Annotated in this window: 29 protein-coding genes and 1 tRNA gene; 9 read left to right on the top strand and 21 right to left on the bottom strand. The window is 63.0% G+C overall.

Going from position 1 to position 24,911, the window contains the following annotated elements; all coding sequences use genetic code 11:
- Positions 1-9: 9 nt before the first annotated feature.
- Positions 10-969, bottom strand: coding sequence for a sugar-binding transcriptional regulator (locus AC0NIH_RS02575; RefSeq protein WP_013891797.1), 960 nt, complete (start codon positions 967-969; stop codon positions 10-12).
- Between the two features lie 246 nt (positions 970-1,215).
- Between AC0NIH_RS02575 and AC0NIH_RS02570 the strand changes: the two genes are divergently transcribed.
- Complete coding sequence (locus AC0NIH_RS02570) at positions 1,216-1,848, top strand: HAD family hydrolase (RefSeq protein ID WP_473467172.1); 633 nt, start codon at positions 1,216-1,218, stop codon at positions 1,846-1,848.
- A gap of 12 nt (positions 1,849-1,860) precedes the next feature.
- On the opposite strand, the gene AC0NIH_RS02565 is transcribed toward AC0NIH_RS02570, so the two are convergent.
- From AC0NIH_RS02565 to ureC, 8 genes are all read right to left on the bottom strand, one after another.
- Positions 1,861-2,628, bottom strand: a complete 768-nt coding sequence (locus AC0NIH_RS02565) for a class II aldolase and adducin N-terminal domain-containing protein (protein ID WP_224689652.1) — start codon at positions 2,626-2,628, stop codon at positions 1,861-1,863.
- An 87-nt stretch (positions 2,629-2,715) separates the two neighbouring features.
- On the bottom strand, positions 2,716-3,357 hold the full coding sequence (ureG, locus tag AC0NIH_RS02560; RefSeq protein WP_473467174.1) for an urease accessory protein UreG: 642 nt from the start codon (positions 3,355-3,357) through the stop codon (positions 2,716-2,718).
- Positions 3,354-3,794 (bottom strand): DUF3995 domain-containing protein, encoded by a 441-nt coding sequence (locus AC0NIH_RS02555; protein ID WP_473467176.1) that lies wholly within the window; start codon positions 3,792-3,794, stop codon positions 3,354-3,356. The genes ureG and AC0NIH_RS02555 overlap by 4 nt, the downstream gene beginning before the upstream one ends.
- Complete coding sequence (locus AC0NIH_RS02550; RefSeq protein ID WP_473467178.1) at positions 3,791-4,462, bottom strand: urease accessory protein UreF; 672 nt, start codon at positions 4,460-4,462, stop codon at positions 3,791-3,793. Before AC0NIH_RS02550 ends, AC0NIH_RS02555 begins: the two co-directional genes overlap by 4 nt.
- Positions 4,455-5,069, bottom strand: coding sequence for an urease accessory protein UreE (locus AC0NIH_RS02545; protein ID WP_473467180.1), 615 nt, complete (start codon positions 5,067-5,069; stop codon positions 4,455-4,457). Before AC0NIH_RS02545 ends, AC0NIH_RS02550 begins: the two co-directional genes overlap by 8 nt.
- Before the next feature lie 185 nt (positions 5,070-5,254).
- Positions 5,255-5,848, bottom strand: a complete 594-nt coding sequence (locus AC0NIH_RS02540) for a hypothetical protein (RefSeq protein WP_023776057.1) — start codon at positions 5,846-5,848, stop codon at positions 5,255-5,257.
- 59 nt (positions 5,849-5,907) lie between these two features.
- Positions 5,908-6,396, bottom strand: coding sequence for a DUF29 domain-containing protein (locus AC0NIH_RS02535; protein ID WP_473467183.1), 489 nt, complete (start codon positions 6,394-6,396; stop codon positions 5,908-5,910).
- A gap of 199 nt (positions 6,397-6,595) precedes the next feature.
- Positions 6,596-8,308, bottom strand: coding sequence for an urease subunit alpha (gene ureC / locus AC0NIH_RS02530; protein WP_473467185.1), 1,713 nt, complete (start codon positions 8,306-8,308; stop codon positions 6,596-6,598).
- A 167-nt stretch (positions 8,309-8,475) separates the two neighbouring features.
- Here ureC and AC0NIH_RS02525 point away from each other — a divergent pair, with 167 nt between their 5' ends.
- A complete protein-coding gene (locus AC0NIH_RS02525) occupies positions 8,476-8,850 on the top strand; it encodes a hypothetical protein (protein WP_473467188.1) in 375 nt (124 codons plus the stop codon).
- Positions 8,851-8,964: 114 nt separating this feature from the next.
- The gene (locus AC0NIH_RS02520) at positions 8,965-9,459 is read left to right on the top strand and encodes a hypothetical protein (protein ID WP_023776054.1); all 495 of its coding nucleotides are present in this window, start codon (positions 8,965-8,967) and stop codon (positions 9,457-9,459) included.
- Positions 9,460-9,539: 80 nt separating this feature from the next.
- Here AC0NIH_RS02520 and AC0NIH_RS02515 read toward each other — a convergent pair whose 3' ends face one another.
- The 5 genes from AC0NIH_RS02515 to AC0NIH_RS02495 are packed head-to-tail and all read right to left on the bottom strand — an operon-like array spanning position 9,540 to position 11,911.
- Positions 9,540-9,845 carry an urease subunit beta gene (locus tag AC0NIH_RS02515; protein WP_473467191.1) on the bottom strand — a complete coding sequence of 102 codons (306 nt, stop codon included), beginning with the start codon at positions 9,843-9,845 and terminating at the stop codon, positions 9,540-9,542.
- A 6-nt stretch (positions 9,846-9,851) separates the two neighbouring features.
- Positions 9,852-10,439 carry a HupE/UreJ family protein gene (locus AC0NIH_RS02510; protein ID WP_473467194.1) on the bottom strand — a complete coding sequence of 196 codons (588 nt, stop codon included), beginning with the start codon at positions 10,437-10,439 and terminating at the stop codon, positions 9,852-9,854.
- A gap of 33 nt (positions 10,440-10,472) precedes the next feature.
- Entirely contained in the window at positions 10,473-10,727 is a 255-nt protein-coding gene (locus AC0NIH_RS02505) for a DUF1272 domain-containing protein (RefSeq protein WP_473467197.1), read from the bottom strand.
- Between the two features lie 10 nt (positions 10,728-10,737).
- Positions 10,738-11,040 carry an urease subunit gamma gene (locus AC0NIH_RS02500; RefSeq protein ID WP_013891781.1) on the bottom strand — a complete coding sequence of 101 codons (303 nt, stop codon included), beginning with the start codon at positions 11,038-11,040 and terminating at the stop codon, positions 10,738-10,740.
- Positions 11,041-11,068: 28 nt separating this feature from the next.
- Positions 11,069-11,911, bottom strand: a complete 843-nt coding sequence (locus tag AC0NIH_RS02495; RefSeq protein WP_473467199.1) for an urease accessory protein UreD — start codon at positions 11,909-11,911, stop codon at positions 11,069-11,071.
- Between the two features lie 202 nt (positions 11,912-12,113).
- On the opposite strand from AC0NIH_RS02495, the gene AC0NIH_RS02490 reads away from it, so the two are divergent.
- The 3 genes from AC0NIH_RS02490 to AC0NIH_RS02480 all read left to right on the top strand — a co-directional run bounded on the left by AC0NIH_RS02490 (position 12,114) and on the right by AC0NIH_RS02480 (position 14,500).
- Positions 12,114-12,368, top strand: coding sequence for an acyl carrier protein (locus AC0NIH_RS02490; protein ID WP_013891779.1), 255 nt, complete (start codon positions 12,114-12,116; stop codon positions 12,366-12,368).
- A 4-nt stretch (positions 12,369-12,372) separates the two neighbouring features.
- Positions 12,373-13,581, top strand: a complete 1,209-nt coding sequence (locus AC0NIH_RS02485) for a beta-ketoacyl-[acyl-carrier-protein] synthase family protein (RefSeq protein ID WP_473467201.1) — start codon at positions 12,373-12,375, stop codon at positions 13,579-13,581.
- A gap of 214 nt (positions 13,582-13,795) precedes the next feature.
- The gene (locus AC0NIH_RS02480; protein WP_473467204.1) at positions 13,796-14,500 is read left to right on the top strand and encodes a glutathione S-transferase family protein; all 705 of its coding nucleotides are present in this window, start codon (positions 13,796-13,798) and stop codon (positions 14,498-14,500) included.
- A gap of 24 nt (positions 14,501-14,524) precedes the next feature.
- Here the strand turns inward: AC0NIH_RS02480 and AC0NIH_RS02475 are convergent, their stop codons facing one another.
- The 4 genes from AC0NIH_RS02475 to AC0NIH_RS02460 all read right to left on the bottom strand — a co-directional run bounded on the left by AC0NIH_RS02475 (position 14,525) and on the right by AC0NIH_RS02460 (position 18,703).
- Positions 14,525-14,833, bottom strand: a complete 309-nt coding sequence (locus AC0NIH_RS02475) for a hypothetical protein (protein WP_473467217.1) — start codon at positions 14,831-14,833, stop codon at positions 14,525-14,527.
- A gap of 92 nt (positions 14,834-14,925) precedes the next feature.
- The gene (locus AC0NIH_RS02470; protein ID WP_023765536.1) at positions 14,926-15,537 is read right to left on the bottom strand and encodes a nucleoside triphosphate hydrolase; all 612 of its coding nucleotides are present in this window, start codon (positions 15,535-15,537) and stop codon (positions 14,926-14,928) included.
- A 122-nt stretch (positions 15,538-15,659) separates the two neighbouring features.
- The gene (locus tag AC0NIH_RS02465) at positions 15,660-16,754 is read right to left on the bottom strand and encodes a hypothetical protein (protein ID WP_473467206.1); all 1,095 of its coding nucleotides are present in this window, start codon (positions 16,752-16,754) and stop codon (positions 15,660-15,662) included.
- Between the two features lie 134 nt (positions 16,755-16,888).
- Positions 16,889-18,703: a methyl-accepting chemotaxis protein gene (locus tag AC0NIH_RS02460; RefSeq protein WP_473467208.1), complete on the bottom strand. Its 1,815-nt coding sequence runs from the start codon at positions 18,701-18,703 to the stop codon at positions 16,889-16,891.
- Between the two features lie 288 nt (positions 18,704-18,991).
- Between AC0NIH_RS02460 and AC0NIH_RS02455 the strand changes: the two genes are divergently transcribed.
- The 3 genes from AC0NIH_RS02455 (at position 18,992) to AC0NIH_RS02445 (ending at position 21,565) form a co-directional block, all read left to right on the top strand.
- Positions 18,992-19,885: a D-alanyl-D-alanine carboxypeptidase family protein gene (locus AC0NIH_RS02455; protein ID WP_473467210.1), complete on the top strand. Its 894-nt coding sequence runs from the start codon at positions 18,992-18,994 to the stop codon at positions 19,883-19,885.
- 564 nt (positions 19,886-20,449) lie between these two features.
- Entirely contained in the window at positions 20,450-21,379 is a 930-nt protein-coding gene (locus AC0NIH_RS02450; RefSeq protein WP_473467213.1) for a DUF1003 domain-containing protein, read from the top strand.
- Positions 21,380-21,488: 109 nt separating this feature from the next.
- Positions 21,489-21,565, top strand: a tRNA-Arg gene (locus AC0NIH_RS02445).
- 38 nt (positions 21,566-21,603) lie between these two features.
- Here the strand turns inward: AC0NIH_RS02445 and AC0NIH_RS02440 are convergent.
- The 3 genes from AC0NIH_RS02440 to AC0NIH_RS02430 form a co-directional block, all read right to left on the bottom strand.
- Positions 21,604-22,791 (bottom strand): IS481 family transposase, encoded by a 1,188-nt coding sequence (locus AC0NIH_RS02440; protein ID WP_474025142.1) that lies wholly within the window; start codon positions 22,789-22,791, stop codon positions 21,604-21,606.
- Positions 22,792-23,361: 570 nt separating this feature from the next.
- Positions 23,362-24,249: a pentapeptide repeat-containing protein gene (locus AC0NIH_RS02435; RefSeq protein WP_473469265.1), complete on the bottom strand. Its 888-nt coding sequence runs from the start codon at positions 24,247-24,249 to the stop codon at positions 23,362-23,364.
- Between the two features lie 113 nt (positions 24,250-24,362).
- On the bottom strand, positions 24,363-24,668 hold the full coding sequence (locus tag AC0NIH_RS02430; RefSeq protein ID WP_473469268.1) for a hypothetical protein: 306 nt from the start codon (positions 24,666-24,668) through the stop codon (positions 24,363-24,365).
- Positions 24,669-24,911 lie beyond the last annotated feature (243 nt).

The raw sequence follows: 24,911 nt of genomic DNA, 5'->3' as shown, positions 1-24,911 counted from the left end.
GGGTTCCAGTCAGATGCTGGCCAAGAGCGCGGCTGCCGTCCGCTCGTCGGTGATGAGCCCGTTGACCAGCCGGCGGTTCACGGCCGCCAGGATACCCGGCAGCTTGCGCTCGCCCATGGCCAGCGCAATGACCAGCGATTTCTCGCGCGACGGCAGCGATGCCGACGACACCCGGTCATTGGTGATGCCCTCGATCATGCGGCCTTCGCGATCGAACACCCAGCCGACGATCTCGGCGATGCCTCCCGCCTTCTGCAGGGCTTTCAGCTCGCTTTCTGAAATGAAGCCGTCCTCGTAGAGCGGCGCCTTCGGGCCGAGGTCGCCGATGCCGATGAAAGTGACGTCGGCCTCGGCTGCCAGCGCCAGCGTCGGCTGGATCATCGGCTGGTTGAGCAGCATCTCGCGCTCCTGCGGCGAGGAGGCGATGACCGGCAGCGGCATCGGGAAGGAGCGCGCCTTGACCCTGTCGGCCATGGTGAAGATGACGTTGTAGAAGGCGGCCGAGCCGTCCGGCGAGATGTTGCCGGTCAACGACACCACCTTGTGCTGCGGGCATTCCATCGGCGGCAGCTGTTCGATCGCCGCCTTCAGCGTGCGCCCGGTGCCGATGCCCATGACGATCGGCGTCGGTGACCGCAGCCGGCGCTCGATCTCGGCGGCGGCCGCCTCGGCGATACCGATGGTGGTGGAGGATGAATTCGGGTCACTCGGCACCACCTCGACCAGGTCGAGCGCGAAACGCGACTTGAGCCGGGCCGCGAGGTCCAGGCAGTTGGCGATCGGATGGTCGACGCGCACCTTGATCAGCCCTTCCGACACCGCCAGCGACACCAGCCGCTGCGCGGTCTGCCGCGATATGCCGAGCGTCGCGGCGATCTGATCCTGTGTGTTGCCGGCAACATAGTAAAGCCACCCGGCGCGCGCCGCGTCGTCCAGCCTGTTGTTGCCGCCATCCTGCCGCGTATTCACGTCCTGCCTCCCCGAGGCCGCCGGCCATCGAGGCGGTCCATGCCTAGTTTCGCAGGGAACTGCCTGCTGTGCAATTGTCAATCGAAAGAGCAAATGCCTGCGTCTGTCCAACCCGGATTTTGCATCCACCAATGTCTGGTCGGAGAAGCAACGCGGCGTCGGTTGCCGGCCGGCGCCGCGTTCTGCCGCCTCGAAGGTTTATCTCCCGGCGCAAACCCTTTAAGGGATCGAAAAAAGGAGCGCTGCATGACACCGAAGGCGGTTTTCTGGGACATGGACGGCACGCTGGTCGACAGCGAACCACTGCATGAGGCAGCCCTCGTGGCGGCGATGCGCAATGCCGGTCTGATACCGCCTGATAATTTGCATGAGCGGGTGCTCGGCGTTGCCGCCTGGCCGGTCTACGAGATGATGCGCGACGAGTTCGGCCTGGACCTGCCCTTCGACGAATGGATCGTCCACAAATACGAGCACTATCTGCCGCTTGTCGAAAGCTTGCAGCCGCGCCCCGGCGCGATCGAGGTTTTCAACGAGTTGCGGGCAAAGGGCGTGGCGCAAGCCGTGGTGTCGAATTCGGACCGGATGATCGTCGATGCCAATCTGCGCATGGTCGGGCTGACCTATCCGGGCATGAAGACGATCAGCCGCAACGACGTGCGCGAAGGCAAGCCGCACGCCGAACCCTTCCTGCGCGCCGCCTATCTCGCCGATGTCGACCCCACGCACGCCGTGGCGATCGACGACAGCTGGCCGGGCGCCCTGGCAGGACTGGCGGCGGGCATGAAGACGATCTTCTGGCCGGAGAAGCCGATGGAAGGACCGCCCGGCGCCGTCGTCATCAACAGCGCCGAGGAGTTGCGCGGAGAGCTTGGGCTCTGAGTTCTCAGACGCTCAGTTCCGGTAGACCGGTTCCTGCTCGTCGAGGATCGCCTTCAGTTCGCTGAGATGGCGCTCGGCCTGACCGGGATAGTCGTCCATTTCGCTGGCCGTCTTCTCGGCGATCGCGTCGGACAGCGTGCGCAGCGGCCGGCCGGTCCAAAGTGCCTTGATGTAGGTTTCGGCGGCGCGCTCGAAATAGAACATCCGGTTGAACGCATCGGCGACCGTATCGCCGATGACCAGCACGCCATGATTGCCCATCACCATCACCTTGACCTTGGGGTCGGTCAGAAGCTGCGAGCAGCGTTCGCCCTCTTCCTCGAAGGCCAGTCCGCCATAGTGGGCGTCGACGACATGGCGGTTGAAGAACATCGCCGAATTCTGGTCGATCGGCGGCAGGCGGGAATCGGCGAGCGAGGCCAGCACCGTGGCGTGGATGGAATGGACATGCATGACGCAGCGCGCATGGCGGACATTGCGATGGATGGCGCCGTGCAGTCCCCAGGCGGTCGGGTCGGGCGCGTTCGGCCCCGTAAGCGTGTCGGGATCGTTGGCGTCGATCATCAACAGGTCGCTCGCCTTGATGCGCGAGAAATGCACCTGGTTGGGGTTCATCAGGAATTGCGTGCCGTCCTCGTTGACCGCTAGCGAGAAATGGTTGGCCACCGCCTCATGCATGTTGAGCCGTGCCGTCCAGCGGAAGGCGCAGGCGAGATCGACGCGCTCTTCGTAGAAGGGCAGGTTGGTCAGCGTTTCCTTCTGCAGGCGGGCGATGCTCATCGAAAATCCTCCGGTTTTGCCAAGAATGCCGCGACCTACGTCCGCCCGCAACGGGTTTCGGTTGGTGCAGGAAGAGGCGGCTGCTGGTCAGGCCGCCGTGCTGGCGGCAATGCCGGCCCTCAGCCCGCCATGCTCGACGATGAAATCGATGACCTCCTGCAGCCCGTTGCCGCGCGACAGGTCGGTGAAGCCGAACGGGCGCTTGCCGCGCATGCGGCCGGCGTCCCTCTCCATCACGTCGAGGTTGACGTTCACATAGGGCGCCAGGTCGCTCTTGTTGATGATCAGGAAGTCCGAGCGGGTGATCGCCGGGCCGCCTTTCCGCGGGATTTCTTCGCCCTGGCAGACCGAGATGACGTAGAGCGTCAGGTCGGCCAGGTCCGGCGAGAAGGTCGCGGCAAGGTTGTCGCCACCGGATTCGATGAAGATGATATCGAGATCGGGGAACTTCCGGTTGAGCTCGGCGATCGCCTGCAGATTGATCGAGGCATCCTCGCGGATGGCGGTGTGCGGGCAGCCGCCAGTTTCCACACCGACGATGCGGTCCTCCGGCAGCGCCTGCAGCCGCGCCAGCATCATGGCGTCTTCCCTGGTGTAGATGTCGTTGGTGACGACGGCGATGGAGAATTCATCGCGCAGCGCCTTGCAGAGTTTTTCGGTGAGCGTCGTCTTGCCGGAGCCGACAGGGCCGCCAATGCCGATGCGAAGGGGACCATTAGCTTGGGTCATGTCGGGAACTCCGTGATGGCAAGGACTGCGAAGCCGAGCCCGATCAACAGGCACAGCGGCGAATAATAGCTGGTATCGAGCCGCGCGAAGGGCTGCTCTGGGGTCAGCCGGCGCCACCAGGGCGTGAAGCCGGCAATGCCGCGCCCGACAAACACCAGCCCGATGAGCAGCGCGGTGGCGGCGAGCCCTTCCTTGGGGAAGGGCGATGCGAAAAAGCCGATCAGCGCCAGTGGCCACAACGTTGCCAGGGCGAGACAGGCGGCAACGGCGAAACTGGCGGATGGCGTCGGCATTTCATCGACGCCGCGAAAACCGACGACGGCATGGGCGCATGACGTGGCATCCCTGCCCGGCCAGATGCCGCCAATGCCCCAATAGACATGCAGCGCCGTGATCAGCAGCAGGACGAATGAGAGGATGAAGGCGAGGGCGATCATGAGCGGAACAGCCGCGAATATTGGGTTTCGTGTTTCATCGCCATGACATCGGAGACGAAGGCGCAGCCGCCGAGATCGTCGAGCGAGGAACTGGCGGCGCGGGCAGCGGTTGCCAAGGCTAGCGGCTCGAAGCCGGCAAGTAGCACTGTTGCTTCCGACTGGCCGACGACACCCAGCCTGATCGCCGCCTGGACAAGGTTGGAGAAGAAGGCTTGCAGGAAGGCGGACAGCGCGTCCCGCAGCGCAATGCCATTGCCGCCGGCGAGGGTCCCGACAGCGACGCAATAGGCGCATTCGGCCGGCAAGCGCTCCAGCACGGGATTGGGCCAGGCCGATGCGGCCTTGATGAAGGCGGCACCTTGCAGCATGGTCTCGGTGTGGCGTTCGCGCGAACCGGCGAGCGCCTCGGCGAGCGCGGCCACTTCGACCAGATCGCCGGCATTGCGGGCGCGGCGCCAACTCTCGGCGAACAGCACGGCATCGTTCCAGCCCGAACCCATCTCGACCAGCGTTTCCAGCCATCCGGCGAGGCTGCCGGCATCGGCCACCAGCCCGTCATGCACCGCGCGCTCCAGACCGTGGCTGTAGGCAAAGCCACCGACCGGAAAGGCCGGCGACAGCCACGCCATCAGCCGCAGCAGGGTGATGTTGGAGGGCTGGTCAGTCATGGTCGTGGTGGTGATGGTCGTGAGAATGGCTGTGCGAATGGGAATGCTGTTCGCCGTGTGCGTGCGAATGCGCTTCCGAGTGGCTGTGAGCATGCGCCTCCGCGTGATGATGGCCGTGATCATGACCATGGGCACCACCATGGGCTGAATAGGCGCCGCGCACCGGCTTGAACGGCTCGGAGACCTCGCGCACCGTGGCGCCGAGCCCCTCCAGCATCGCCTTGATGACATGATCGCGAAGGATGACGATGCGGTCCGCCTCGATGCCCGCCGCGAGGTGACGGTTGCCGATATGCCAGGCAAGCTCGGTCAGATGCACGGCGTCACGGGCGCGGATGTCATAGACGTCCTCCGGCGCAGCGATGATCTCGATATGGCTGCCATCCTCCAGCACCAGCCGGTCGCCGTCGTTGAGAGCGACAGGCTCGGGCAAGTCGACCAGCACCTTGCTGCCGTCGGCAAGTTCGATGGCGCGGCGGCGCAGATGCCGCTCGTCATGAGCCAGAACCGCACGGCCCGATGGCGCGCCGGTTCCGGTATTGCCGGCGGTCAGCACCGAGACGGCGCGCGGGAATTTCGTGAAGTCGGTGTTGAGATTGAGCTTCATTTCATGGAGCCTCCGTTAGCCTGTGCCCGCGCGCGAGCGGGGCGCGCCAGAACACGGTCGAAATACGCGTTGACGCGCCCGGACTCGATCGGAAATTTTCCGGCGCGGGCCCAGCCTCGCGATCCGACGGCCTTGTACATGGTTGGACCCTGCCTTTCCTCTGGACTCTAGACCATGCGCCCTGGTCATACGATCGTGTCGAAGAGCCGCAGGATGAACGATATCTGATAGATCAGTGCTGCCGTGACAAAGGCGATGTGAAAGCGGCGGTCGCGCACCAGGATCGCGGCGATGCAAAGCGCGACGAAGACCGGCGTGCGGAACAGATACTCGTTGCCGAAGCGGGCGAAATGCTCCGGTCCTTTCAGCAGCGTATCGATCACATCGAGCAGATAGGTCGCCGCCAGCAGGCCGAAGAACCAGGCGCGGCGCGAATAGAAGAAATCCTCGTAGCTGGTGTAGTCCAGCATCGAATCCGGAAACAGCAGCGCGCACAGCAGGAACAGCGTGATCGCGTAGAAGATGATGAACAGGTATTTGCCGAAGGTCCACGTTTCGATGGCGTAGAGGCCGAACTCCCACCACCAGAAATGCACCAGCATCAGCAGCACCGAAGCGACCCAGGCCAGATGCACGGGATAAAGCCGGTACTGGCCCGGATGCTGGACGATGCGCGCCACGCCCGACAGCAGGCGGGCGACGCCAAGCCCGATCACCATGCCCATGACGATGCGGATATGCGGGAAGATGTCGTGGGGAGAGGCTATTTCGGTGGCCATGGGCGGATAATAACAATGCTCACGACGGGATGAAATATTTGCGACGGGCCACTTCGCGGCTACTCGCGAATAAGTTTATCCGAAGACCACGGCGTGCCTGGAAAATAGCCATGGTCCAGAATTTCCCTGATTGTAAATGGGCAATCAACAGGAAAATCGCGATCGCTCAAGCCGGTTTCGTCCAGCGCCTTTAACCTTGCTATCTTGAACTCTCGTCCGAGCATCTGCGCCGGATAGGCTTTCAGGCTCGGACTTTCATCGAGCAGATTTTCAATCCGATATCGCTGTTCACGGATTGTGAGCAGCCATCCGGTTTTGCGCTGCTCGGGCTGAAACTCCCATTTGAGCAAATGCAGGATCAAGGTGCCAAGCCTGCTCGCAATTTCCCTTTTGTCGCCCCGCCCCAAGCTCTCGATCTCCTCGGCAAGATTCTCGCGATCAAGATCGGACAGACGACCTTCGCGCAACAGCGCGCCTTGCTCGGCGCACCACTGAGCATAGTCCGCCTCGTAGGGCGTCAATTGCTGTTTGCGAAAAATCTTGTTCATGCAGCCTATATTGCTCCAATGGCCCCGAATTTCCAAGTTGGACGCAAAGGATAGGGCGATAAGGCGATCCAGCGAAAACTTTGTCGGCGTCGAGGTTGACCAACCGCGTACGGTTTTTGCGCTAGCGATTGACGCAATGCGCGCATCTTCAGTCAGACGCATAACCGAATTCATGAACCAGTCATGACCTGGGGAGGCATCAAAAAAGAAAATACCGCTGCGCCATCGGCAGCACCGTTGCCGGCTCGCAGGTGAGCAATTCACCATCGGCGCGGACCTCGTAGGTTTCCGGATCGACCTCGACATGCGGCGTGGCGTCGTTGAGCACCATCGAATGCTTGCCGATGCCGCCACGGGTGTTTTCGACTGCGACCATCTGCTTGTCGACGCCAAGCCGGCCATGCAGGCCCGACTCGAGCGCTGCCTTGGAAACGAAGGTCACCGACGAGTTGGTCCTGGCCTTACCATAGGCGCCGAACATCGGCCGGTAATGCATCGGCTGCGGCGTCGGGATCGAGGCGTTGGGGTCGCCCATCGGGGCGGCGGCAATCATGCCGCCGATCAGCACCATATCCGGCTTCACCCCGAAGAAGGCCGGGTTCCACAGCACCAGGTCGGCGCGTTTGCCGACCGTGATCGAGCCGATCTCTTTCGACAGCCCATGCGCGATGGCCGGGTTGATCGTGTATTTGGCGATGTAGCGGCGGACGCGGAAATTGTCGTTGTTGCCTGTCTCCTGCGGCAGTGAACCACGCTGGCGCTTCATCTTGTCGGCGGTCTGCCAGGTGCGGATCGCCACCTCGCCGACCCGGCCCATGGCCTGGCTGTCGGACGAGATGATCGAGAAGGCGCCGATGTCGTGCAAGATGTCCTCGGCGGCGATCGTCTCCTTGCGGATGCGGCTTTCGGCAAAGGCGATGTCCTCGGGGATCGACGGCGACAGGTGATGGCAGACCATCAGCATGTCGAGATGCTCGGCCAGCGTGTTGACCGTGTAGGGTCGCGTCGGATTGGTCGAGGACGGGATGACGTTGGGCAGGCCGCAGACCTTGATGATGTCGGGTGCGTGGCCGCCGCCCGCACCTTCGGTGTGGAAGGCGTGGATGGTGCGGCCCTTGATCGCAGCCACGGTGTTTTCGACAAAGCCGGATTCGTTCAGCGTGTCGGTGTGGATCATCACCTGCACGTCATGATCGTCGGCCACCGACAGGCAGCAGTCGATCGCCGCGGGCGTGGTGCCCCAGTCCTCGTGCAGCTTCAGCGAGCAGGCGCCGCCCAGCACCATTTCTTCCAATGCCGCCGGCAGCGAGGCGTTGCCCTTGCCCGACAGGCCGATATTCATCGGAAAGGCGTCGAAGGACTGGATCATGCGGGCCATGTGCCAGGGTCCCGGCGTGCAGGTTGTCGCCAGCGTGCCGTGCGCGGGGCCGGTGCCGCCGCCGAGCATCGTGGTGATGCCTGACATCAGCGCTTCCTCGATCTGCTGCGGGCAGATGAAATGGATATGCGCGTCGAAGCCGCCGGCGGTCAGGATCTTGCCCTCGCCGGCGATGATTTCGGTGCCGGGGCCAATGATGATGGTGACCCCATCTTGCGTGTCCGGATTGCCGGCCTTGCCGATCGCGGCAATGCGGCCGTCCCGGAGGCCGATATCGGCCTTGAAGATGCCGGCGCTGGCGTCGATCACCAGCGCATTGGTGATGACCGTGTCGACCGCGCCCTGGGCGCGGGAAACCTGGCTCTGGCCCATACCGTCGCGGATGACCTTGCCGCCGCCGAATTTCACCTCCTCGCCATGGATGGTGAAATCCTTCTCGACCTCGATGAAGAGCTCGGTGTCGGCGAGCCGCACCCGGTCGCCGACCGTCGGGCCATACATCTGCGCATAGGCGGCACGGGTTACTCTGGCCATCAGCGATTGCTCCCGAATTGCGGTGCGGTTGAAGCCGGCTTGCACATTGTCGCCATCCAATGGTCATGCAATGACCCGCTGGGCGACACCTTCTGATCCCATTTGGCGGTTGAGGTTGGGGGGTCACCCCAAAACGACCGTTTGCCAAATCGATGGAAGGAAGATCCATGCGCAAAGCGATAGTTCTTGCAGCCGCCGCCACCCTCATGCTGGCTGGCGCCGCCAGTGCCCAGCAGCAACCCGCGCAACAGCCCACACAGGCGCCGGCCGCGCCCGCTCCTGGCGGTCAGCAGGCCGCGCCGGCGATCCAGAGCGTCAACATCGTCGACATCACCGAACTGCCGAAGGACACCCAGACGCAGGTCAACCAAGTGATCGCCCAGCGCGGCGATGACGGCCTGAAGAAACTGCGCAGCTCGATCGATGCCACGCCCAAGGTCAAATCCGCGCTGGAGGCCAAGGGAATGACCTCGGCGCAAGTGGTCGCGGCCAGCATGGAGCCCAATGGCGCGCTGACCCTGATCACCAAGAAAGCCAGCTGACGATCCGGCCTGGCGGGCCGGCATCCGGCCCGCCAGGCGCATCGTGAAGGGAACCGTGGCAAGGCTGGAAGCGTTTCGTTTCCCAGAGGTTGGAACGAACCACGAAAGCGAGCGATGACCGTCACGATACTGCCCGATGCCAGATGGCCGCATGCCTTTGCGGCGGCGGCTTTTCTCGCGGCAAGCATCCCCCAGGCCGTGTTGAACGCACAGGGCCTCGAAAGCCCGGAGACCGTCGACAGGATCGTCGGATCGCAGGTCAATCAGGAAGAAGCCAAGGCCACCGCGGAAATTGGAAAAGTCAGTTCGGCGATCGACCGCACGCGTGAAAACATCAGCACCGTGCGCAAGACGTCCAAGCTCGACAAGGTCGACATCGTCTTCCTCACCGATGCGGCGCGCAGCGAAGGCGGCCCGCCGCCGGTCATCGAGAACAAGGTTCGGCAGCATCAGGACGATGTGGCGGAGCTGCGCAAGGAGATCGAGGCCAACGCCTTGCTCTTCAATGCCATCGATTCGCGGCGCGTGCTGGCCGAGGACGTCCTTGCCGTCGAGTTCGACGATCCCGGAAAGATCGTCATCTACGCGGCCGCCAAACCGCCCGGCTGAGCTGAAAGCACCGTATGCTCTCACGCTTGCCCCGAAGCCTGTCGCCATCTTGGCGCACCACGCGTGAGATCCCACCGATCTCACAGCTTGCCCATCACCTTCTGCTGGAATCCATAGACCTCGCGCTTGCCGCCGAGCGGCACCAGCGTGACGTCGCGTTCCTGGCCCGGTTCGAAGCGCATGGCGGTGCCGGCGGCGATGTCGAGGCGCATGCCGCGTGCCCGTTCGCGGTCGAACTTCAGCCCTTCATTGGTTTCGAAGAAATGATAGTGGCTGCCGACCTGGACTGGCCGGTCGCCGCTGTTGGCGACTTTCAGGGTGACGGTCGGCAGGCCCTTGTTGAGTTCGATGTCGCCTTGTGCGGGGATGATTTCGCCGGGGATCATTGGATGTCACACCACACCGAAGGCAAGGCCGACGCCGATCGCCGCGCAGGCCGCGCCCGCGATGCGGGCCAGGCCGCGCAACCTCTGGCCGAGGCTGAGGCCGGCGGCAATGCCGGTGGCATGGAGCAGCACGGTGGCGACGGCAAAGCCTGCCATGTATTCGAGCCCGCCGGCATTCTCCGGCACCTCGGTGCCATGGGCATGGCCGTGAAACAGCGCGAACAGGGCGATGATGGCGGCGCCAGTGGACACCGGGAGATCGGTCGCCAGCGCCACCAGCAGCCCAAGCGCCACGACCGACGCCAATATGCCCGGCTCGACGAACGGCAGCGGCATGTGCAGCATGCCGAGTGCGCCGCCCACCAGCATGACGCCGGCAAAAGCCGCCGGCCAGGCCCAGATCGCCTTGCCGCCCTTGAGTGCCGCCCATAGTCCGACCGCGATCATAACCGTCATGTGATCAAGGCCGGAGAGCGGATGCATGAAGCCGGCCGTGAAGGAGGATGTCGTGCCGATGCCGACATGGGCATAGGCCGGCATGGCGGCGGCCATCAACAGGATCGCCGAGAGGCACAGGCGTTTGGCGGGGATCATTCACTTGCCTTTCGTTTGCGGTGTTCGCAGGGGTCACGCGGCCTTGCGCGGGCCGCAGCCCTCGGCCTTGAGGACGCGCCTGGTCGAAGCCGGGTATTTCTTCAGCATCGCGGCGGGACGGATCGGCCGGGCCGAAAAATTGCCGCCGCAGTTCGGGCAGACGCCACCCAGCACGCCTTCCGCGCAGTCGGCGCAGAAGGTGCACTCGAAGGTGCAGATCAACGCGTCCGTCGCCTCCGGCGGCAGGTCCTTGTCGCAGCATTCGCAGTTTGGACGCAGATCCAGCATTCCGATCTCCTCACCTGATGGGTTCGTGCACGGTCACCAGTTTCGTGCCGTCGGGGAAGGTCGCCTCCACCTGCACGTCATGGATCATCTCGGCGATGCCTTCCATGACCTGGGCGCGGCTGACGACATGGGCGCCCGCCTCCATCAGCTCGGCGACCGGGCGGCCGTCGCGGGCGCCTTCGACGACGAAGTCGGTGATCAGCGCGATCGCTTCCGGATGGTTGAGCCTGACGCCGCGCTCCAGTCGCTTGCGGGCCACGATTGCCGCCATGGCGATCAGCAGCTTGTCCTTTTCCCTTGGCGTCAGGTTCATGCGTTTGCCTGAAATGATGCGAACAGAATCACAGTGACCATAATTTGGGCAGTCCCGCCTCTCCATTGAGCAATCCGACGAGCGGAACCAGCCGCAGGCGCAACTGGTAGCCGTCCTCGGCGTAAAGCCTCGCAAGAAGCTTGCCAGATGTCCCTACGCTCCAGACGCTGGCGCCACCCTGGTCGCCGATGATCTCCCGGACCGGATCGAGCAGCACCTCTGCCCGAGGCGACACCAGCAGCAGCGTCGCCACCGCGATCGCGCCGCCGGCGACAGCCGGACGGCCAAGGATCGCGGCGATGTCGGGTCCGATGCGGAAATCCTCGGCATGGATGAGGGACCCATTGCCACGGACACGCCAGCGGTCATGGAAATTGCCCTGCGCGGCACGTTCGCCCATTGCCAGGCGGCCAAAGACGGTCGCCTCCACCAGCAGCGCCTCGGCGCCGGCGGCAAGTTCGACATCCAATGTCCTGGCAAAGGCCGCCCGGTCGAAGACGATGGTTTCCTGGGGCAGCCACGCAATACGGCCGTTTTCGCCGACGGTCAGCTTGATCGACACCTCGGCGCGGTCGGACGCGGCGCGATAGACCTTCTCGCAGGCCTGGGTGGTTATCGCAGCGCTGGCATTTGCGCCGACATCCACGTCCCATCCGAGGCGGTCGCCGCCGGTCAGCCCGCCGGCGGTATTGATCAGCACCGCTTCCAGCGGTCCGGCCGAAACCGCCGGCAGCCTTATCTTGGCGGAGCCGTCCTGATAGAGGCGGCGCAGCCGCGTGCGGCCATCGATGCTGGCGCAGCCAAGCTGGGCCAGGCCAGCGGCGCGCTGGGCCGGTTGGCCTGAAAACTTCGTATATTCGATCGTGTCCACGCCGCCAGGTTAAGCACTGCGGCGGTTTTGTCGATATATAGCTTGTTGCTTGATAGCGTTTCCGTTTCTATAGAGGGAGCCACCTTGGTGCGGTCATGCGATGCCTGGCGGGGGTAGAAGGCGACAATCGCGGCCTGATATCGAGGACAAAAAGGCGCTGTTCAGTTGGCGTCGGGAAACGAAAAAGTGGGGAAGAAACCGAATGGCCGACCAACTGGCAACGGAAATCATCGAAAAGATCAAGGCCCATGCCGAGCCGGGCGGTGAGGAAATCACCACCGCCACCGAATTGACGGCGCTCGGCATCCATTCGCTGGAGCTGACGGAGATCATCTTCGATCTCGAGGAGCAATATGGCATCGAGATCGAGATGAACACGGTCGACGCCTGGAGCAATCTGAAGAACGTTGGCGACATGGTCGAGGCCGTTCGCGCGCTGATCGCGAAAAAAGCCTGACCGAATGCTGAAACGCGTCGTCATCACCGGCCTTGGCGGCATATGCGGGCTCGGCACCAATGCGCCGGCAATCTGGGGCGAGATGCGCGCCGGCCGCTCGGCGATAGGCCCGATCGAAAATCATTCCCTGCACGACCTGAAGGTCAGGACGGGCTGCGAGGTCAAGGCGCTGCCCGATCACGGCATCGAGCGCAAGCAACTGGTGTCGATGGACCGTTTCAGCCTGCTGGCGGTGATCGCGGCGCGCGAAGCCCTGCAACAGTCCGGATTGGCCCCCCACGCCGACAATACCTATCGCATGGGAACCATTGTCGGCGTCGGAGTCTGCGGGTTCGAGACCGTCGAGGAGAACTATCGCGCCATCCTGGTCGAGGGCAAGAATCGCGCCGGCATCTTCACCGTGCCCCGGGTCATGCCGGGTGCCGCCGCCGGCCAGGTCAGTATGCACCTTGGCCTGCGTGGGCCTGTGTTCGGCGTCACTTCGGCCTGCTCGTCGGCCAACCACGCCATCGCCTCGGCGGTCGACCAGATCAGGCTCGGCCGCGCCGACGTCATGGTGGCCGGCGGTACCGATGCGCCGCTGGTCTGGGGCGTGCTGAAGGGCTGGGAGGCATTGCGCGTGCTGTCGCCCGACACGTGCCGGCCGTTCTCGGCCGATCGCCAGGGGCTGGTGCTGGGCGAAGGCGCCGGCATGGCTGTCCTGGAAAGCTATGAACATGCGACGGCGCGCGGCGCCACCATCCTCGCCGAAATCGCCGGCGCCGGCCTGTCGGCCGACGCGTCCGACATCGTCGCGCCGACCATCGAGGGCCCGGAAGCCGCGATGCGCTTCTGCCTTGCCGATGCCGGGCTCAATCCCGAGGACATCGACTATCTCAACGCCCATGGCACGGGCACCAAGGCCAACGACCAGATCGAGACCACCGCCATCAAGCGCGTCTTCGGCGAGCACGCCTACAGGCTGTCGGTCTCCTCGACCAAGTCGATGCACGCCCATTGCCTCGGCGCTTCGGGCGGACTGGAGATGATCGCCTGCGTCATGGCGATCCGCGAAGGCGTCGTGCCGCCGACGGCGAATTTCCGCGAGGCCGACCCCGATTGCGACCTCGACGTGACGCCGAATGTGGCCCGCGAACGCAAGGTGCGCGTCGCGATCAGCAATGGCTTTGCCTTCGGCGGCACCAACGCGGTGCTGGCCTTCAAGGCTGTTTGACCACTGCGGTTACCACCGCACCCCTGCGGTTACCACCGGCAGTTACAACTGCCGGGCGATCCCGCGTGCCATCGGCGGTTGCGCCCGTCTGATTGGTTGGCGGTCGCTCATGGCGAAACCGTCGCCGCCATATTGATCACACCCGGCCGCGCGCCTAATTCTTTGCGGACCCGCCAGCACCGCGCTTTTGCGCATCCCCTTTCAGGAGTTCACCATGGCCGACCTGTCCGCCTTTCCAATTACCGCGCGCTGGCCGGCCAAGCACCCGGACCAGATCCAGCTCTACTCGGCAACGACGCCGAACGGGGTGAAGATATCGATCGCCCTGGAAGAAATCGGCCTGCCTTACGAGCCGCATTGGATCAATATCGGCCAGAACGAAAGCTGGACGCCGGAATTCCTGGCGCTCAATCCCAACGGCAAGATACCGGCGATCATCGATCCCAACGGCCCGGACGGCAAGCCGATCGGCCTGTTCGAATCCGGCGCCATCCTGCTCTATCTCGCCGACAAGACCGGCCTGCTTATGCCCGTGGACGCCGCGCGCCGCTATGAGACGATCCAGTGGGTGTTCTTCCAGATGGCTTCGGTCGGTCCGATGTTCGGCCAGGTCGGTTTCTTCCACAAATTCGCCGGCCGCGAGATCGCCGACAAGCGCCCGCTGGAGCGCTATCGCGACGAATCGCGGCGGCTGCTCGGTGTGCTCGACGCCAGGCTGAAAGGCCGCAAATGGATCATGGCCAATGACTACACCATCGCCGACATCTCGCTGCTCGGCTGGGTGCGCAACCTGATCGGCTTCTATGAAGCCCGCGACCTCGTCGGTTTCGATGATTTCGCCAATGTGGCGGCATGGCTGGAGCGCGGCCTGGCACGACCGGCGGTTCAAAAGGGCCTGACCATTCCGGCAAAGGCCTGAGGCGGACTGCCGCCCTGCTGCCTGCTACTCCGCTTTGGCCTTCGAACTGCCCTTGCCGATCACGGCGGCGGCAAGCGAAGCGGCGCCCCGGGCGGTTGCAACCACCGCACCTGCGGCGACGTTCGCTGCGGTTCGAACGGCACCGGCTTTGTTCGGCGCCGCTTTGCGCGGGCTGGCCGTCTTGGCGGCCGGGACCACTTTTCTAGGTGCCGCCTTGCCGAAAGCGCCTTTGGCGTCTTTTGAGCGTTCGGCTACCGCGGGGCCAGCACCGGCTTTCGCTTGCGTTGCCTTCGCGGGTTTCGTCTTTGCGGGTTTTCTAGCCTTGGTTGCCATGCAAAATCCCTCACGCCACACAAACTGGTTCTGAGGCATAACGGCGCGAAACTCTTAAGGTTCCCGTCCAAGAATACCGAAAATTAAGCAGGTTAACCAATGACCAGGTCGGCCGCCCGGCGCCGTGCCAGCACGCGTTCGATGTTCGGCATGTCGTTGGAGGCGATCCAGGCGCGCGCATCGGCGTCGGAACGGCCATGCTCGTGCCAGCGCTCCATCAGGCGGCGCTCGAGCTCGTTGCGCGGCACGTCGACGAAAATCGAATAATCGAACAGCGGCGCCAGCCGCGACCACGGCTCCTCGTCGAGCAGCAGGTAATTGCCTTCGACCAGGATGAACTTGGTCTCGGTGCCGACGATCGCCGCGGCGGCGCGCGACAGCTCCAAGCCGCGGTCGAAGACGGGAATCGCGATCTCGGCCTCGCCGGCCCGGATGCGCTTAAGCAGGGTTTCGAAACCGGCGAAGTCGAAGGTTTCCGGCGCGCCCTTGCGCGCGCGCAGGCCGCGCGCGTTGAGCACGATGTCGTCATAATGGAAGCCGTCCATCGGCACGACTTCCACGGCTCCTTCGGGCAAAAGGTCATGCAGGCTCGCCGACAATGTCGACTTGCCTGCTCCCGGCGGTCCCGCAATGGCGACGATGAAGCGCTTTGCCTTGCCGGCGCGCTTGAAGATGGTGGCGGCGAGGTGAGCGATTTCGGACATGGGAGCCTCACTTGCCCAGATGGTCGGCCCAGATGGTCGGCCCTGATGATGCAGGACAATTTCGCCCCCATCTTGGCGGCAGTCGGCGGAAATTTCAAATCCGCCATTGCGCAATCTCGTGCCTATGCCGCGGCAGGCTGGCCGATGCGCAGGAAATCGCTGTCGAACGGCACGTCCCATGTCGAGCCGCCGGCCGACAGCCGCATGCGGCCATCCGTCGTGACAACCTCCTGCGGCGGTTCGCCACCCGGCAGCGGCATGGCGCCGATGACATGGCGAAACGAGAAGCTGTCGCCGAGCGCAAAGGCGGTCGCCACGCCCTCGCGCTTCAGCCAGTTGTCGCCGATCGAGGCGGCGTGGCCGACGGCGGCGCGCCCATCCTCGATGCCGAGCACGCCCAGATGGCGGCCGCTCCACGGCGCGTAGTCGCGGCCGCCATTGCTGAGCCACAGCATGGTAACAGGCAGTTCGGCCGGGTTCTTCAACACCAGCACCAGGTCGCCCTCGGCCTTGCGGGCCAGCGCCGTCCAGCCCGGCCCGCCATGGTCGGCCTCGATCAGGGTGACGAAATCCTCGCGCCGATCGTCCATGCGGTAGTCCGTCAGGTCGCACGTGCGTCCGGCGGCGGCAGGAAAATGGCCGAGGTCGGCCGACCGCGCCGGATAGGCCAGCATGAAGCGGCCGCGTGCGGGATCAGGCTCCAGGGGGTCGGCCGGCGTCGCGGCAAAGCGCTTCGGCGAAAAGGCCAGCCTGCCGCCGCCCTTCATCGCCGTCATCGGGTGATGGGCGACGGAAATCGCGCCTTGGCCGCCGGAAAACACGTGCTCCTGGTAGAGGAAGGGATGGCCGTCGATGAGGGTGAAGATCTTGTCGACGCTGGCGCCCATGACCTTGTGCCGCAGCCGGAAAACGGCGCGCCAGCCACCGTCCGTGGCGCTGCTTTCGCTGATGTCCCAGGCGCTGTTGGCCGGCCAGCCATGCAGCGGCGCGTCCTCGACATCGCTGCGCGAAAACGGCGCGCAGAGGAAATCGCCGGAGAGCCTAACGGTGCCTTGCGGCAGATCTTTCGGCAAGGTCTCGCCCGCGTCGACCCAAGGCGCGCGATGCAGAGGCTTCAACCGGCGTCCGTCGCCGTCGACGGTCATGTCGGCGATGTGGCCGACGGTGAGATCGAGCGAAACCGAAATGCCCCTGGCCTTGATCGTGCTGATGTCCATTGCGCTCTCACCCGATTCTGAAGCAGCAACCAGAACCCGTTCGGCGCGGCTTGCGCAAGCGTGATGTCGGGCATTTCGCATCAGCGCCGCTTTCACCCTCCCCACAGGGAACACAAGGGGCAGGGTAAGCAGACCTACTGCCGCTTGTATTCCCGCACCGGTGATTTTGTGCTGTCGGTGTAGGTGACCTGCACCGACATCGATTTCACGCTGTCGGCGACCTTGAAATAGGGCTGGTAGTCGTAGGGGATGGCATAAGGATCTTTCTTGTCGCAGGGCGGCATCTTGATCTGCTTGTCGAGTGCCGCGCCGTTCAGGCTGTAGCGGACTTCCTTGATGGCGCAGCGGTAGGACAACATCTGCGTGAAATAGACCAGCCCATGATTGCCGCCGGCATCGAAGGCGATCCATGACGTCCAGAACTGGTCGAGGATCTGCTTGTCGCCTTGCTGAAGCGCCGCATCGGGATCGAAGCGGATGTCGAACGGACCGGTCTCTCGGCCCCGGATGTCGAGATATTTTATCGCGATGGTGGTCGCGGCCGTGCTGTCCGGCAACTCGAAGCTCGGATTGGGCATCGGCTTGCCGGTGCGCTGGTCGTTGAGTGCCAGCACGCCAGTATCGGTAAAGGCGCCGCTGTCGCCGAGACGCCAGGAAATCGCGGTCGCCGGCTCCGGCAGCGAGATGGTCATCGACCAGCCCTGGTTGGAGCGCATCGGCGTCAGCGACGGCGCGAAGCGGGCGGGGTCGAGCACGTCGCCAAGCGCTGTCAGCCGGCTGCGGCTGCGGTCCAGCCAATCGGCCAGCTGGGTCTGGTCGACGAAATATTTGAGCAGCCCGCCATCGTTCTCGTAAGCGACGAATTTCGTCAGCGCCTGGGCTTCGCCGCGCTTGTCGGCCAGCGTCTGGCTACCGAGGCGGTCTTCCGAAAATTCCTGCGCCAGGAGGTAATAGGCCGGCGCGTAGCCGGGATTGGCGGCGATGAACGCATTGACCTTGTCGACCCGCTGGGCGTCGTCGAACTGCAGCAGGTGGACGAGCTTGATCGACGGCGACTTGGCCTTCTCCGCAAGCTGGCCGAACACTTCGCGCGCGCCGGCCTTGCCGTCCTGCACCCGAAGCAGCGTGGCGAAGCGCGTATAGGGGTCGATGGCGTCGACATCGAAGCCGGCAAAGGCAAGGTAGGCGCGCCGCGCGTTGAGCATGTCGCCCGACAGTTCGTAGACGCGGGCATTGTGGTAGAACTCGTCCGGCCGTTTTGGCTCGGCGATCGCCCCGCCCTGTGCTGCCAATTGGGCAAACCCCTTGGCGATAGTGTCGATCGAGACGGCGATCTGTTCTGTCGTCGCCTGCAGTTTCTCCGCCTGGGCCTGCTGCTGTTGCTGGCCGGCGGCAAGCGTGTCGGTGGTCTGCTTGACCGCCTCCACGGTCTTTTGCGTCTCGGCGCCCTGCTGCGTCTGCTGCTGCTGGGCGGAGGCGATCTGATCGGCCTTCTGCACCACCGTGTCGGTCGATTTCTTGACCTCTTCGACGGTCTTCTGCGTTTGCGTGACGGTCTGCTCGATCTTCGCCACCCTTTCGGAGACGATGCCGATCGATTGCTGCAGTTTCGCGACCGCCGGCACAAGGCTGGCGATGATGCCGTTCTGCGAGCTGGTCTCCTTCTGCACGGCATAGACGCCGCCGGCGACCGCCGCCGCACTGGTGGCGAACACCAGCGCCGGCAGCGCCTTGGCCGCCAGCACGAGCCGCAGGACGATGGCAATGGCGATGATGACCGCCGCGATCGATGCGACCAGCGCGATATAGGCGGCGAACGGCGCCAGCGGATTGAGGATGTCGGAAACCGCGCCGCCGATAAATGCGATGCTGCCGGCCCATTTGCCGGTGCGGCTGAGAGATGCCCTGATAAGCGAGGGCGCTGCGCCCCCGGCCCCGATATTCGTCATGCCACCCCCCAAGCCGCCAGATGCCGCGCCCCTTCCCACAGGAAACGCGATTCTGGCACAGAAAGATAGGAACGGGGCTATTTCGGGGCGGCCTTCGCAACCTCTTCCTCTCCCCACTCCGCAGGGCGATCGCATATCACCGACCCCTCGGTTAGGGAGAGGAACCCAGGTCTCCGATGGCCACCATATTCCTGGGACTAACCATCATTAACCAAATGGACGCACCAATCGCGTTACGTTAGCTTCGCCGCATCTCGAGCAACGGCCTACCAAGAACAGACCTGCCCCTTGTCCCACCTGCATCCCCTTTCGTTCGTCCACAAAGTTCTCGCGGCATTTGCCTTGCTGGTGCTGCTGGCCGGCTGCTCGACCACGACGCCGCCGGATTCGGTTCTGGCCGTGCCCGCGCCGCCGGAGAAATATGCCGCCATTGTCGTCGACGCACAGACTGGAAAGCAGCTGTTCGAGGTCAACTCGACCGCGCAGCGCTACCCGGCCTCGCTGACCAAGATGATGACGCTCTATCTGCTGTTCGAGGCGATGGACTCCGGCCGCGTCACCAAGGAAACGCAGATCCCGGTCTCCGACCACGCCGCCTCGCAGCCGCCGACCAAGATGCGCTTCCGGCGCGGCGAAACGATCGACGTCGATTCCGCCATCCGCGCCATCGTCGTCAAGTCGGCCAATGACGTGGCGGTGGCGGTCGGCGAATATCTCGGCGGCTCGGAGGATCAGTTCGCCGCCATGATGACCTCCAAGGCGCGCCAGCTCGGCATGACCAGCACCACCTTCCGCAACGCATCCGGCCTGCCCGACGACAGCCAGATGACGACGGCGCGCGACATGGCGGTGCTCGGTATGGCGCTGCATTCCCGCTTTCCCCAGCATTTCCACTATTTCTCCGAAAGCGATTTCATGTTCCGTGGCCGGCTGGTGCGCGGCCACAACGACATGCTCGGCCGCGTGCGCGGCGTCGACGGCATCAAGACCGGCTACATCAGGGCCTCCGGCTTCAACATCGTCACCTCCTACAATGCCGACGGCCGCCGCCTGATCGTGGTGGTGATGGGCGCCGACTCGGCCCGCCAGCGCAACGACCATGTCGAGGCGCTGATCCAGCGCAGCCTCTCGCCCATGGTGGCCGACACCAAGACCAGGCTGATGTTCGCCGAACAGCAGTAATACAGCAGTAATTAAGAGCCGAGCCTACCTTCGTCATCCACGGGCGGAGCAAGGAGCGCAGCGACGCGGCGCAGACCCGAGGATCCATGCCGCGACTTCCAAAATGCCGCTGCGGTGCAGAATTCCGTTCCGCCGCACCCTCAACCAACGTCACGGCATGGATCCTAGGGTCTCCGCGACGGAGCTTCGCTCCTGCTTCGCCCTAGGATGACGACGTTGGGGAGGCCTCGCCTCTTATGGCCATCCGACCCCTCAACCACAAAAACACCCACAGCCGGCTATCGTTTCACGAATGTCACACAATCGTGCGGAAGCCATGGCATAGGCTGCGAAGACCGACGGTGGCTATGCGCCGCCCCGTTGGCGTATCGTCTGCCTGCGACAGGCAGAAGGCCCAAGATGTGTTGAGATTCAGGTCAGGCCGAGCTGAAAACGATGGCTTTCGAGAACCGGAGCGGAGCGTACTTTTCGTACGTGAGCACCGGAAGCGCAGAAGGCCGTCGTTTGCAGGCCGGCCTCACCTGAATATCATCACACCTTAGCGCCACAGCAGGAGCCAGCACCATGAGCACCGTTCCCAAGGCATCCGAGCAGAAGGCGGCGGACAATGAGAACGACAGCGGCGGCGAATATTTCGAGGCGTCGACCACGCAGGAAGACCTGCACGGGGTTTCCGACGAGCATTTCGACACGCCCGAGGTTCCGGACTCCGAACCTTCAGGCCCTGGCGCGTCGCGGTTCAAGCCGAAGAAAAAACCGTCGGCTATCTCGGGCCGCAAATTCCGCAAGCGCGACCTCGTGCGCATCGACACGCTGCGCCCGAGCCTCGCCGACCGCATCCACGCGGATCATCCGGACCTGCCCAAGGGCGCCCGCATCAGCCGCGAGGAGCTCGGCCGCTACCGCATGCGCTACATGGAGGAGCTGCTGCAGCAGGAGCACGGCGAATTCTCCGAGCTCGACCGCCAGGTGGTGGAATCGATCGCCCGGCAGGACACGATTTCCGAAAACTCGGAAGAAGAATTCGAGGAGCACCGCTCCTTCGCCGACCGCGTCTCCGACAACATGGCGGCCTTCGGCGGCAGTTGGTGGTTCCTGATCTCGTTTGGCAGCGTGCTTCTGATCTGGATCGGCATCAACCTGATCGCGGGCATGAGCAGCGCCTTCGACCCCTATCCCTTCATCCTGCTCAACCTCCTGCTCTCCTGCATCGCCGCTATCCAGGCGCCGATCATCATGATGAGCCAGAAGCGCCAGGAGACCAAGGACCGCCTGCGCTCCTTCAACGACTACCGCGTCAACCTCAAAGCCGAGCTCGAAGTGCGCCACCTGCACGAAAAGCTGGACTACCTCATCTCCCGCCAATGGACGCGGCTCGCCGAAATGCAGCAGATGCAGCTCGACGCGATGCACGAGCTGACGGGTGCGAAGAAGGCGAAGCGAGCCGTGCGCGGGGTGCGGCGGCCAACGGTGAAGAGTGAGGCTGGGCAGTAGGGGTCCGCACAGCCAATCGCCGATTGCCCGTTGAAGCCCGCCCCGGCTTCCGCTAAGAAGCCGTGACTTGCCGGTTCACCGGCTGGTTCGTTTTCCGGCCCCCCGGGAAGCACCCGTAGCTCAGCTGGATAGAGCGCTGCCCTCCGAAGGCAGAGGTCACAGGTTCGAATCCTGTCGGGTGCGCCAACAGAATCAGGGTCCGTTCCGGACACATAGGTTACGGTTTATACCGGAGACATGGGTAACACTTTTGGCCCGAAAGGGTTTTGGAGTGGTTCGAGCCTGCATGTCTCATCGTCGAAATATCCCAAATCATAGTCCATGAAGGTAGCCAGCCAGATATGGTCCTCGACCTGTTTGATGCCGACGGTCTGGCCGGCGAAGACGAGACTGAGATTGATCTTCTTGCGATTGTAGCAGATGCGGCCGCAGGTGGTGACGGTGACAGCCTTGTCGTGAAACGGATAGTCGAGGTCCGGCAGGCCGGTGTAGGGGCGCGTTGAGGGCGTGTAGCGCTCTGCCGGACAGTCCATGCCGAGTGCCTGATGCGGGCGTTCTGAGTTGAACTCGTCGATGAAGTCATCGAACCTGGCCTGCTGCTGAAGGAAATTGGCGCCTGCCGGTTTGGTGGCTTCCCTCTTCAGGGTGAGGTGCATGCGTTCATGGCGCCCGTTCTGCTGCGGGCAGCCCGGCTTGATGCGCTCGATGTCGATGCCCAGGCGCAGCCACCAGACCGACAGCTTGCTGAGGTTGAACAGCGCGTTGGAGCTGGCGAAGGGAACGCCATTGTCGGTCCTGATCGCGCTGGGCAGGCCGAACTCTTTGAAAACGCTTTCGAACACGGTGAAGGCAAAGGCTTCCTTGGTGGTCGACAGCGCCTCGCAGGCGATGAGATAGCGGCTGGCGAAGTCGGTGATGGTCAGGGGATAGCAATAACGTCGGTCGGCGAGCATGAACTCGCCCTTGTAGTCGGCACACCAAAGATCGTTGGGTCGATAGCCGTTTGAAAGCGGTGTCCCCGTCGCCCTGTTGCGCCTTCGCTTGCGGTGCTCGACCATGCCGTGCCGGTCGAGCACCGCATGCACTGTCGAGATCGCGGGCCGGTGCACATCGGGATACAGCCGGGCCAGCCGCTCGCGTATCTTCGGCGCCCCCCATGTCGGCTTATCTTGCTTCAGGCGCACAATCAGCTTCTCGATTTGAAACGGAAGCTGATTGGCGTGGCGATAGGGCCGGCGCGATCGATCCGTCAGCCCTTCAAGGCCGCTGTCATTGTAGCGCGTGAGGATCTTGTAGCCGGTCTTGCGCGAGATATCGAACTCCCGGCAAAGCACCGCCATCTTCTCGCCGTCCAGCAACCGGGCGACGAACTTCAGCCGCTCTTCCATGACGTTACACTCCTTCCAAGGCACCTTGCTCTCCTTGCAAAGGGCCCAAAGTGTAACCCATCTATCCGGAATGAACTGTCACCCATCTCTCGGGAAGGGCAAACGTGAAAACATACGGTTAGCAAGGGCTTGCTTCGGTAAGAAGAGGTCGGGAAATACGTGGCGGAAGCGCCACGGAAGCTATCGGCAGTGTGTTTAGGGCAGCCGCACATCGATCGCGATCGTGTCAGACCGCCCGTGTCCCTACTAAGCGGATCACTGGTCGCGGCAATTGCCGGACGGAGTGCTATGACGATTCTCCGCGAAAATGGCAGTGAGAACATGCCAAAGGCAATGTGAACCCCGTGCCACGCTAAGACTTGGACAGTCCAGCGAGGTTCACAGGGCAGATCCGTTCGGTCGAGTATCCTCGTCCGCAAACGCTCCAGCAAACCTGAAGGCATCGTGCCAATGGCGGGCTGCATCCGCGTAAGTCAAGATGCAGTGGGCCGATAGGGTAAGTCCTCCGCAATAGTCATATCGTGGCCGATGAGACCGAACTCCCACCCGCCAGATTCGCAGAGAGTGTCATATGACGCCACCTTCCCCAATGAGCTAGGATTCGGAAGATGCCGGCGTCTGGCCACCATCGAAGTGGCAGGTTTCTAGCCCCGTTGCACCATCGAAAATTGCCTTCTCGATATTCTGGGCGCCGCGAAAATCGGCATTCTGAAATCGCACTTTTTTGAAGCTGCAATTCGTTAGGTCTGCGCCATAAAAGGCCGGGTTGTAGATCTGGGCATAGATCGGTGAACCGTCTTCGGCTTCATCGACAAGTTCTTGCCAGTCGGCTTCATCGGCTATGACTCTTTCGACCGTCCAATTCAAAGAGGTTCCGTTGAATTTAGCACCAACAAGGGATGCGCCCTGAAAAGCGCAGTCATTAAACGTAGCCAAAGAAAAATCGCCGCTGCTGAAACAAACGTCGCTACAATCCACTCCGGTGAAAGCCACCAAATTGAGCTTGGCGAAGTTTTTCATCTCGTCATCAAAGTAGAGGCCATCAGAGATTACAGCGCCAGAGATAGAGCGGATCCCGTTACTGGGAAAGGAGAAATTAGTCAGCCGAGCGCCACGTAGGTCAATGTCTGTAAGGCCGAATCTGGCAAGTCCCCGTATCGCGGAACCTATGATACTATGCGCACGCGGATCATCGAACCTTTTCACGTCTTCGATACGCTCACGCAAACGGGCAATGTCATCGCTCCGGCGACGAAATTGCTCATAGGCTCCGAATGTGAACACCACGACAACCACGTCGAAAAATCCCGCCGTGGTGTTTGTGGCTACGCCTTTCCAATACTCGTCCAACTGGTTGTAAACGTACCAGAAGAAAACTGCGATGCCGGCGGAAAGCAGAAGAACAGTGACGGCCACAGTCCACCAACTTGAACCGACGGCAATCACCGTCTTGCGCCAGTTCCAAGTTTTCTTTTTTGGCAATGGGAACCTCCCCGCCGATTTCCTCTAGTCGGCTCGTCGTGGCGCTCATTCCCAAAGCTGCCCAGGGGCGCCTGAGACAACCTTTAGCAGCGCCCCATGCGCCTCAATGCCGATTAGTCAGCCATGTTCTTCTCGCATGCGAAGCATGCTTCGCCCGGGTGATTTTCGTATGCCTCTTTTAGGAGGTCAGTGTATTCGCGAGCTTTCATGGCGGCGGCCCAAGGAACTGGCCCATTAGCACCACGGTTCCGGTCGTTCATCACCTGCTTGTAGAAATCGTCTTCCAAATCCCAAGCGGCTCCGCCGTAGATGGTACCGTGGGCCTCGCAGCGTTCCATTCTTCCGATGTCCACTAGGTAGGAAGCAGCCATAGCCAAGTTTTCTTCGTGTTCCATCATTGCCGCCTTAACGCCACCCATGATCTCTCCTTCCCCTACAACAAAACGTAAGTAACCGTCCCGGCGGGACGGCGCAATGTAGGTGGGCATTGGCTTGCGCTATGTCCATGACTTGGTGTCAAGAATTTGCTCTTGCAACCCGCTGAACCTATCGGGCCTGTTCGCTTTCTGGCACCATCAAAATGGTCCGCGATCTGGCAGCATTCTGTCTGAATTGCCAAAACCGTTGACGTTGATGGCAAATTACGGCGCATACATCTGCAC

It is taken from the genome of Mesorhizobium sp. WSM1386, from assembly GCF_055901595.1.
This window is presented reverse-complemented; position numbering and strand designations above follow the sequence as displayed.